Here is a 10,132-nt window from a genome sequence, read left to right on the forward strand (position 1 = left end):
AAGATGATCCTTCCGGGCATCCTGGCCATGCAGCGCGCCTGCGCTTCCGCGGCGCGCGGCGCTGCCATACGCTGGGCGGAGGCCCCCCCCGTTGACCGCCCCCCGGTTTCTGGCCTATCGTGTGAGTCTGCGCAAGGATACCCCCCGGCCTGCATCGGGTGGCGGAGGGCATGCGCACAGCCGGAAACCACCTCGGAGGAAATGGATGTCGAGCCAGACCAGCTACGAGTTCTACGGACCCGACCTGGCCAAGATGCCCCCTTTGCGCGCCATCGCCGAAACTGTGATCCTGGACAGCCGCGTGCGCGCCGTGACCGCCGCCGAGGCCTACGAGCTGGCGCTCTCCCAGTCCGACGTCTCCCTGACGGACATGCCCGTGTACCCTGCGGCCGCAAAGCGCCTGGGCCTGCCCAAGGGCGCGCGCGTGCTGAATAACTGCCACGGCCGCATCGTGGGCCGCAGCGCCAACGCCCGCCGCTTCTACAACGCCATGTCGCCCTCGGACCAGCAGAAGGTGCTGGGCGACCTGCGCGAGGCCATGTTCGATTACCAGAAGCGTCCGCTCATCAAGGCCCACGCCATCCTGGGCCTCGACCGCGACCTGATGATCAAGGCCACCCTGGTGGGCGGCGTGGACGACGCGGTGAACATATTCAACTGGCTGGCCAACTTCACCCCCTATGACGAACTGGCCGAGGAATACGAGAAGAGCCCCAAGCTGCCCATCCAGGACATCCTGGTCATAGGCGACAATTTGTGGAGCAACATGGACCCCTTCTACAACAACCACGGCGGCCCGCAGCTGGCCCTGGTGGATGAGGGGGCCAACGTCATCTTCAACCTGGGCATGCGCTACTTCGGCGAGCGCAAGAAGGGCACGCTCACCCTGGCCTGGACCAGCGGCATGCGCCTCGGCATGGCCGCCTGCCACGGCGGCATCAAGGAGCTGGACTTCAGCGCCTGCGCCGACAAGGCGGCCAAGAAGATGGGCAAGCGCAGCATCGCCTTCTTTGGCCTTTCCGGCACGGGCAAAAGCTCGCACACCAACAGCGCGGACAACGGCGGCACCCTGCCCGAGGGCTTCCAGAAGGTGGTGCTGCACGACGACGCCTTCCAGATCGACTGCGAGCAGAAGGTGTGCCGCGTGTGGGAGCCCACGCTCTTCGACAAGACCGACGCCCGGCCCGTCGGCCACGGGGACTGGCGCTACATCATAAGCGTCATGAACCACGGGCTCATCGAGAAGGACGGCAAGGTGCTGCCCCTGGGGCAGGATCTGCGCAACTCCAACGGCCGCGCGCTCTTCGACCGCGACCTGCTTGGCGCGTACGTGAACCGCTGCGACTTCCCGAACATCATCTGCTGGCTCATGAAGGACTCCTGCCTGCCGCCGCTCATGCGCTTCAAGAGCCCGGAGCTGGCCGTGGCCATGGGCGCAAGCCTCATGACGCGCCGCAACCGGGCCGAGAACGTGCCCGAGGAAGAGCTGCAGAAGCTGGTCTTCGTGCCCTTTGCCAACCCCTTCCGCGTATACGAGCTGTGGCGCGACGTGCAGGCCTTCGCCAAGGTCTTCGACCAGGGCGCGGTGGGCTACTGCTTCAACTCCAGCGGGTTCTGGAAGTCCTCCGACGTGGACCTGAAGGCCATCCCGCTCAAGACCTCGCTGCGGCTGCAAACCGCGCTGCTGCTGGAAGAACTCCAGTGGGAGGATCTGGACCTTTTGCCCGGCGCGCAGATTCCGGCCAAGAAGAGCGTGGACGCCATCCTGCCCGGCTACTACGACATGTACCATCCCTCGGGCGTGGAGAATCAGGAGGCCTACCGCTCCACCGTGCGTTCGCGCTTCCGCCAGCGCATGGCGTTTTTGCAGGCCAGCGATCTGCACGACAAGCCCGACCTGCTGCTGTCGCTCATCAGCGCCCTGGGCGTGGGCGGCGGCGAGGACTAGGCCGACGAGACGGGAAGCTTCCCCCAGAGACAGCGAAATAGCGAACAGAATAGCGAACCCACAGAACAAGGAGCAGCCATGCGCGCCATCGCCGTCGTGGGCTTCAAGAAGTCCGGCAAAACCACCCTGGCCATGGAGCTGGCCGAAGCCCTGAAAAAGCAGGGCCTCACCGTCACCATGGTCAAGCACTCGCACCACGGCTTCGACGAGAAGGCCGAGACCGACACCGCCCGCTTCCGCACCCGGGCCGACATGGTCATGGGCTTCTCGCCCGGCGGCAGTTTCGTGTCCTGGCCGGCGGAGCGCCCCCTGGCCGAGCTGCTGCCCCTGGTCAGCACGGACTTTCTCGTCATGGAAGGCGGCAAGACCATGGGCCTCATGCCGCGCATCATCATCGCGGGCGACGAGGCCACGGCCAGGGAGCTGGACCCGGAGCTGGCCCTGGCGGCCTACGGCGACCACGCCCTGGACGAGCTCATGGCCACGCGCGACGTGGCGGGCCTGGCGCGCATCGCCTCCAAGGCGGGCTTCCTGCTGCCCGGGCTCGACTGCGGCGCCTGCGGACGCGAGAACTGCCGGGGCCTGGCCGTGGACATCGTGGCCGGCACGGCCACCGTGGCCGACTGCAAGGCCATGAACAACAGCATCCGCATCACCGTGGGCGGCCAGCCCCTGCCGCTCAACCCCTTTGTGGAGCGCATCCTCAGAAGCGGCATCCTGGGCATGCTCTCCGAGCTCAAGGGCTACATCCCCGGCAAGGTGGACATCCACATTGAGTGATCCCGCTGTGAAGACCCTGGACAAGCACGGCTTTTTGAACGTGGTGAGCCGCGCGGAGTTCTGCGCGGCTCTCGCTTCTTTTGCCCACCTGGGCGTTGAGGACGTGCCCCTGGCCGAAGCCCTGGGCCGCGTGCTGGCGCAAACCCTGCCCGCGCCGGAGGATCTGCCCCAGACCGCCCGTGCCAGCATGGACGGCTACGCCCTGGCCGCGCGCAGCGCCTTTGGCGCAACCGAGACCAATCCGGCCTATGCCGACTGCGTGGCCGACCTGCGCATAGACTGGAGCGCCGCGCCGGAAGGCGGGCCGCTGGTGCTGAAGCACGGCCAGTGCGCGCGCATCCCCACCGGCGGCACCCTGCCGGACGGGGCCGACGCGGTCATCATGGTGGAGCACACCGATCTTCTGACTGGCGAAAGTGGGACCGGAGGACCAGGCGCAGGTGAACCCGGCGCGGGCACCATCGAGCTGCGCAAGAGCGTGGCCCCGGGCGAGAACGTCATGCTCCCCGGCGAGGACGTGAAAAAGGGCGAGGCGGCCCTGCCCGCCGGACGCGTGCTGCGCGCCCAGGACGTGGGCCTCTTGGCCGCGCTGGGCGTCACGCGGGTCGGCGTGGGCAGGCGGCCCCGCGTGGGCATTTTGTCCACCGGCGACGAGCTGGTGCCCGCCAGCGAAACGCCGCGTCCCGGCCAGATCCGCGACGTGAACTCCAGCGCCATCGCCTGCCTCGTGGCCGAGGCGGGCGCGCTCCCCGTGCCGCTCGGCATCGTTCCCGACGACCTGCCGCGCCTGACGGACGCCCTGGCCGCGGCCCTGGCGGACTGCGACGTGGTGCTTTTGTCCGGCGGCAGCTCCATCGGCGCGCGCGACCATTCCGTTGCCGCCATCCTGGCCCAGCCCGGCGCTTCGATCCTGGCCCACGGCGTGGCCATGAGCCCGGGCAAGCCCACCATTCTGGCGCGCGTCGGTGCCGGCGGCGTTGCCAAGGCCGTCATCGGCCTGCCCGGCCAGGTGACCTCGGCCCAGGTGGTGCAGACCGTGCTGGTGACGCCGTTCTTGCGGCACCTCTCGGGTTGCGCCGATGTCCTTTCCGCCGCCCCGCCGCCCTTCGTGGCCGAGCTGGCGCGCAACATCGCCGGGCGGCCCGGACGCGAGGACTTCGTGCGCGTGCGCCTGGAGGCGCGGCCCGGCCTGCCGCCGCTGGCGCATCCCGTGCTCGGCAAGAGCGGGCTTTTGAAGACCCTGCTCGCGGCCGACGGGCTCATCGCCGTGCCCGCCGAGGCCGAGGGCCTCTACAAGGGCGCGCTGGCCCCTGTCTGGCCGCTGTAGCGCCATCGGCGGACTTTCCCTCAATCGGGCCAAAGGCCCCCTTGTGACAAAAGGCGCGCCGCTTGACGTGGCGGCGCGGCCGGTTCTAATGAGCGCCACGGCCCGGCCCGCGCGCGGAATCCCTCCCGCGCGCCGTGCGCCGGTCCCTGTAAGGAGAACGCCATGCCCCAGAAACAGCGCACCGCCCCGGACATCCTGGCCCGCAAGGGTGAAGGGAAAATCGCCGTGCTCACGGCCTATGACTATCCCACGGGCATGCTCGCCGACGAAGCCGGGGCCGACGTGATCCTGGTGGGCGACAGCCTGGGCATGGTCTGCCTGGGCCTGCCCGACACACTCGGCGTGACCATGGCCGACATGCTGCACCACACCAAGGCCGTGTGCCGCGCGGTCAAAAGCGCCCTCGTGGTGGCCGACATGCCCTTCCTCTCCTACCAGACATCCATTTCCGACGCCGTGGCCAATGCCGGGCGCTTTTTGCAGGAGGCCGGGGCCCGCGCGGTGAAGCTCGAAGGCGGGGCCGAGTTCGTCCCGCACATCCGGGCCATGCTGGCCGCAGGCATTCCGGTCATGGGCCACATCGGCCTGACGCCGCAGCAGGTGGCGCGCTTCGGCGGGTTCAAGGCCCAGGGCAAGACCGCCCGCGCGGCCCGCGTCCTGGTGGCCGACGCCCGCGCCCTGGCCGAGGCCGGGTGCTTCGCCATCGTGCTGGAGGCCGTTCCGGCCGAGGTGGCCGCGCGTATCACGGCCGAGATCGGCATCCCGACCATCGGCATCGGGGCCGGGCCGGACTGCGACGGCCAAGTGCTGGTGTTCCACGACGTGCTGGGCCTGTGCCCCGGCCTGCGGCCCGGTTTCGTCAAGCAGTACGCCGACCTTTGGACCCCGGCGCGCGCGGCCCTGGCCGCCTACTGCGCCGAGGTGCGCTCCGGCGCCTTCCCGGCCGAGGCCAACACCCGGCGCATGGCTCCGGCCGAGCTGGCCGAGTTCCGCGCCGCTTCCGAATACGGGGACGCGTAAGCCCGCATGCAGGCCGTCGCCGAATCCCTGACCCTTCCCGCCCTGTGGCACGGCCTGGCCGTGCCCCTGTCGCGCCTGCTGTTGTCCGTCAGCGTGGGGCTCTTTGTGGGCACGCTCATCGAGGCCCTGCACTGGACCCGCGCCGTGGCCAAGGTGGCCCAGCCTCTGGTGCGCCTGGGGCGGCTCAAGGACGTGGCCGGGGCCAGCTTCTCCCTGGCCTTCTTCTCCGGCGCGGCGGCCAACACCATGCTGGCCGAGGCCTACGAGCGCGGCGAGATCACCAGACGCGAGGTGATGCTCTCCAATCTCTTCAACAGCCTGCCCACGTACTTTCTGCACCTGCCCACGCTGTTCTTCATCGCCGCGCCCTTCATCGGGGCCGCCGCCGCGCTCTACGTGGGCCTCACCGTCCTGGCCGCGCTCCTGCGCACGCTCGGCATCGTGCTTTTGGGACGTCTGACCCTGCCGCCCCTGCCGGAAGGCTGCGTGTCCTGCCTGCTGGCGGAGGACCCCAAGTGGGACTGGCGGGCGGCCTTCAAGAAGACCTGGGCGCGCTTCAAGAAGCGCCTGCCGCGCATGATCTTCTACACCATTCCCATCTACGTGGCCTTCTTCTTCCTCAAGCGCTGGGGCGTGTTCGACGCCATGGAAGCCTACATGGCCGAGCACATGGGCTTCCTGTCCTGGTTGCCGCCCCAGGCCATGGGCATCGTGGTGTTCCACATGGCGGCGGAGACGACGGCGGGCTATGCCGCGGCGGGCGCGCTGGTGCAGACCGGCGGGCTCACGGTGAAGGAGCTGGTGCTGGCCCTGCTCGTGGGCAACATCCTGTCCTCCCCGGTGCGCGCCGTGCGCCACCAGTTCCCGTACTACGCGGGCATCTTCCGGCCCGCGCTGGCGCTGAACCTCATCATCAGCAACCAGGCCCTGCGCGCGGCGAGCATCGCCCTGGTGCTGGCGGCCTACGCCCTCTGGGGCTAGGGGCGCGCCTTCTCGTCATGACGCCTGGCCCGCCTGCGAGAGTTTCAGGCAACAAAATGCGAGGATTGCATATTTCCTCCCGCCGCGCGCCGGAGTAAAACTCCAGAAGCGAGCCACAGGTCCAGGAGCCGGGACGCTTTCCGGGCAGGCACCTTGCGGATACTATCACCGCTGTCCATTGTTGACCGTTCCTGGGTGTTTCACCTATTCTCGCACTGTTGACCAATCCCGTCCCCCACCCCATACCCCGGAGGGACCACATGCATTGCCGCGCCACCGCGATCCTTCTTTCTGCGTGCCTTTTCTGCGCCTGCGCCGCGCCTGTTCTGGCGGCGGACAAAGCCCCAGGCAAACAGGCCGCAAGCACGCAAGCCCCAAGCAAACAAGCCCAGGAACTGCGCCAGACCGGCGACCTCATCCCCTACGCCCCGCCGTCCGAGGTGCTGAATGCCTACTTCACGGCGGACGAAAACGCGCCCACGGCCGTGTACGGCCCGGTTTCGGCCTATGCCAAGACCCGCGCCTGCAAGACCGCTTGGCTCATCGAAAAGGGCGAGCAGACCCGCGTGGAGCGGCTGAAGGGCCTGAAGGACATCCCGCCCTTCGAGTTCAGCGTGACCCTTGAGGAAGACTGCCCGGGCACGGTCAGCCACGCGGTGTTCGTCACCTCCCCCGGCAGTACGCCCGAGGCTTGGTTCGCCTGGCGCAGGCAGTTTCACGGCGGCAAGGCGGCCGGATATTACGGCGAGGCCCAGGAGCACCTGAAGAAGGCCGTGCAATCCGGACTGGCCCCGACGGCGGAGCTGCGCTTCCTGTCCGTCAACGGCGAGCTGGTGTGCAAGAATCTTGAAGAAATTTTGAAGGCCGAGGGCCGCCTGGCCCCGGTGTTCGATCTGACCAAGGGCGAAGCCCTGAAGGGTGGGCCTGTAACGAGCGGACGCGCGGGCAAGTAGCCATGGCGCGGCGCGAACAGAGCGTGAGCCGGGCCGAACGCCTGGCCTCCCTGGCGGTGCTGGCCGTGCTCTGCGGCCTTGCGGCCTGGATGCTCTCCGGGCGCACGCGCCTGAACCCGGCGGTGGAGGTGGCCCTGCGCGCCCCGGCCCTCAAAGCTCAGGCCGGGCAGAGCGCCGCGGGAGCGGCCTCGTCCGAAGCCGCTCCCGCTGAAAGCTCCGCAGACCCCAACGTTCCTGTCGGCGCCAAGCCCGCCACCCTGGCCGGGCTGCTGCCCGAGGACGCGCCCGGCTTGAAGCCCCTGGCCAAGGCCGAGGCCTTCACCCCGGCCACCCTGTCGGACAAGATCGACGGCAAGGCCGAGCTGTACCTGGCCGCGGGCTTCGCGGGCATGGCCTGTCGCAGCTATCAGGCGGGGACCGCGCGCATCGACGTGTACATCTACCGCATGAAGACCCAGGACGCCGCCTTTGCCGCGTTCAGCGGCCAGCGCAGGCCCGGCGCGGCGCAAAGCGGGCTCGCCAAGAACGGCTACCTGACGGAGAACGCCCTGTTTCTGACCCACGGCGCGGACTACATCGAGGTCATCGCCGACCGCGCCGGGGCCAAGCCCGCGCTGGAAGCCCTGGCCAAGGCCGTGCTGGCGGGCCTGGGCGGCGGAGCCGGGGAGGAGGGCAAGCCGGGCAAGGGCGCGCAACCTGGCGCTGGCGAAATCCAGCCGGGCGACCTCTTCCCCAAGGCCGGGCTCAAGGCCGACAGCCTGCGCCTTACCGTGGCCGACACCTTCGGCTTCCAGGGTTTCGCCAACGTGTACACGGCGGAATACGACCAGAGCGCGGGCGGCGGCACGGCCTTCATCGCCCGCCGGCCCGACGCGGCCGAAGCAAAAAAGACCGCACAGGCCTATCAGCGCTTCCTGACCGACAACGGCTATGCCGTGCAGACGCCGGGCGGAAGTCCCGCCGGGTCCGTGGTGCTGGTGATGGAAGGCAGCGTGGAGATCCTGCTGGTGCGCGGCAACATCCTGGCCGGGGTGCACGACGCCCCGGACTTGGCCAGCGCCCTCAAACTTGCAAACCCGCTCGATGCGGCGCTCAAGGCGCGGGGGCTGGACAAATGAGCAGGCCCGGACATTCCGACGGCACGCCCCGCACCGGGACGGAACTCACACGGCGCGACTTCATGAAACGCGCGGCCGGGGCCACGGCCTTCGCCCTGGCCGGGGGCGGGCTGGCCGCCGCGCTTTTGGACACGCACGGGCCCAAGGCCCAGCCGGACACGGCCGAGGCCAAGGGCCTGGGCGACTTCTCCATCGAGGCCCTGCGCGGCAAGCCCGGCCGCATGGGCATCGTGCGCGCCGACCCCGCCGCCGCATCCGTGGACCGCGCGGCCATGCTCGTCCGCGCGCTCACGGCCATCGGCGGGCTGGAGGCCTTCATCAAGCCGGGCGACCGCGTGCTGCTGAAGGTCAACGCGGCCTTCGCCACCTCGCCCACCCTCGGGGCCACCACCCATCCGGACCTGGTGGCGGCCATGGCCGGACTGTGCCTCAAGGCCGGGGCCGCGTCCGTGAGCCTCACGGACAATCCTATCCACAGTCCGGAAAGCTGCTTCGCCCTGACAGGCATTTCCGAGGCCGCGCAGAAGAGCGGGGCCAAGGTCATCCTCCCGCGCGAGGACCTGTTCCGGCCCGTCAGCGTGCCCGCCACCGGAGCCGTGGGCGGCAGGCTCATCCGCGACTGGCCCGCGCTGGCCGGGGCGCTCACCGGCGTCACCAAGCTCATCAACATGGCCCCGGTGAAGGACCACCACCGCGCCGGGGCCTCCATGTGTCTCAAGAACCTCTACGGCTTTCTGGGCGGGCGCAGAAACGTATTCCACCAGGACATCAACGGCATCATCGCCGAGCTGTCCCTGCTGACCAAACCCACGCTGTGCGTGTTGGACGGCGTCACCGTGATGATGTCCAACGGGCCCACGGGCGGTTCGCTGTCGGACCTCAAGGCCGCGCACGTGCTGGCCGTGTCCACGGACCCGGTGGCGGCGGACGCCTTCGGCATGGAGCTTCTGGGCCGCGCCCTGACCGAGGCCCCGTACCTGGCCCTGGCCGAGGGCGCGGGGGCGGGCAGCATGGACTACAAGGCCCTGAACCCGCAGTTCCTGGACCTGGGGGCATAGGCATGGCCGCACCCCTCCTGCGCATCGTCAACGCCCGGCGCGCCAGTCAGGTTTTCTTCGTGCTCGTCACGCTCTGGCTGTGCGCGGTCTCTACCCTTGGCGGGGAGTTCTGGCGGCTTTCCGGCTGGCCGGTGAACTTCATCCTGTCCCTTTCGCCCCTGACCGCGCTGGGCACGCTTTTGTCCACGCACACCTGGTACGCGCCGCTGCTGTGGGCGGTGCCGGTCATCGCGCTCACGGCCTTCCTGGGCCGGGCCTTTTGCGGCTTCATCTGCCCGCTGGGCGCGCTGAACCAGGCCTGCGGCTGGCTGGCCCGGCGCGTGGCGGCGAAAGTTCCCGGCGCGCGCGGCCAGGCCCTGCGCGCCAGACTGGCCGACAACCGCCACAGCCCCTGGCAGGCGGCCAAGTATTACGTGCTGGCCTTTCTGCTGGCCGCAGCCTGCTTCGGCAGTTTGCAGAGCGGCCTGCTGGACCCCCTGCCGCTGCTGTTCCGCTCCGTGAACCTGACCCTGGCCCCGGTGGCCGACGCGGGCTTCCAGGTGCTGTTTTCCAAGCCCCGGCACTATGCCTCGGTCTGGCTGCTGTTCGCCGTGTTCGCGGCCATCCTCGGCCTGAACCTCCTGCGGCCGCGCTTCTTCTGCCGCTATGTCTGCCCCCTTGGCGCGCTCTTCGGCCTCTTGAACCGCTTCGCGCCCTGGCGCATGGGCAAAAAGGACGACAACGCCCACGGCGAGTGCGGCAACTGCACCCTGTGCGACAGCTACTGCGAGGGCGCGTGCAGTCCCTCGGGCGTCCTCAAGACCAACGAATGCCTGATGTGCATGAACTGCCTGGACTCCTGCCCGCAAAGCCGCATGACCTTCGCCGCCGCGCCTTCCGCCGGGGGCGAGGAGCACCTGCCCGAGCCCACGCGCCGGGGCTTCGTGGTGTCGCTCGCGGCCGGGGCC

General features: G+C 69.3%; 9 protein-coding genes. All 9 read left to right on the forward strand.

Annotation, left to right across the window (positions count from 1 at the left end; genetic code table 11):
- Positions 1-205 precede the first annotated feature (205 nt).
- Complete coding sequence (locus tag VN419_RS12520) at positions 206-1,948, forward strand: phosphoenolpyruvate carboxykinase (RefSeq protein ID WP_325647554.1); 1,743 nt, start codon at positions 206-208, stop codon at positions 1,946-1,948.
- A gap of 78 nt (positions 1,949-2,026) precedes the next feature.
- On the forward strand, positions 2,027-2,728 hold the full coding sequence (gene mobB / locus VN419_RS12525) for a molybdopterin-guanine dinucleotide biosynthesis protein B (protein ID WP_325647555.1): 702 nt from the start codon (positions 2,027-2,029) through the stop codon (positions 2,726-2,728).
- Positions 2,721-4,055, forward strand: a complete 1,335-nt coding sequence (gene glp, locus VN419_RS12530) for a gephyrin-like molybdotransferase Glp (RefSeq protein ID WP_325647556.1) — start codon at positions 2,721-2,723, stop codon at positions 4,053-4,055. Before mobB ends, glp begins: the two co-directional genes overlap by 8 nt.
- 162 nt (positions 4,056-4,217) lie before the next feature.
- Positions 4,218-5,075 (forward strand): 3-methyl-2-oxobutanoate hydroxymethyltransferase, encoded by an 858-nt coding sequence (gene panB / locus VN419_RS12535; RefSeq protein WP_325647557.1) that lies wholly within the window; start codon positions 4,218-4,220, stop codon positions 5,073-5,075.
- Positions 5,076-5,081: 6 nt separating this feature from the next.
- Positions 5,082-6,056, forward strand: coding sequence for a hypothetical protein (locus VN419_RS12540; protein WP_325647558.1), 975 nt, complete (start codon positions 5,082-5,084; stop codon positions 6,054-6,056).
- A gap of 260 nt (positions 6,057-6,316) precedes the next feature.
- A complete protein-coding gene (locus VN419_RS12545; RefSeq protein ID WP_325647559.1) occupies positions 6,317-7,009 on the forward strand; it encodes a hypothetical protein in 693 nt (230 codons plus the stop codon).
- A 2-nt stretch (positions 7,010-7,011) separates the two neighbouring features.
- The gene (locus VN419_RS12550; protein ID WP_325647560.1) at positions 7,012-8,127 is read left to right on the forward strand and encodes a DUF6599 family protein; all 1,116 of its coding nucleotides are present in this window, start codon (positions 7,012-7,014) and stop codon (positions 8,125-8,127) included.
- The gene (locus VN419_RS12555; RefSeq protein WP_325647561.1) at positions 8,124-9,185 is read left to right on the forward strand and encodes a DUF362 domain-containing protein; all 1,062 of its coding nucleotides are present in this window, start codon (positions 8,124-8,126) and stop codon (positions 9,183-9,185) included. Before VN419_RS12550 ends, VN419_RS12555 begins: the two co-directional genes overlap by 4 nt.
- A 2-nt stretch (positions 9,186-9,187) precedes the next feature.
- On the forward strand, positions 9,188-10,132 hold a 945-nt coding region (locus VN419_RS12560; protein WP_325647562.1), incomplete at its 3' end, for a 4Fe-4S binding protein.

The organism is Humidesulfovibrio sp. (assembly GCF_035560995.1).
Classification (GTDB): Bacteria; Desulfobacterota; Desulfovibrionia; order Desulfovibrionales; family Desulfovibrionaceae; genus Humidesulfovibrio.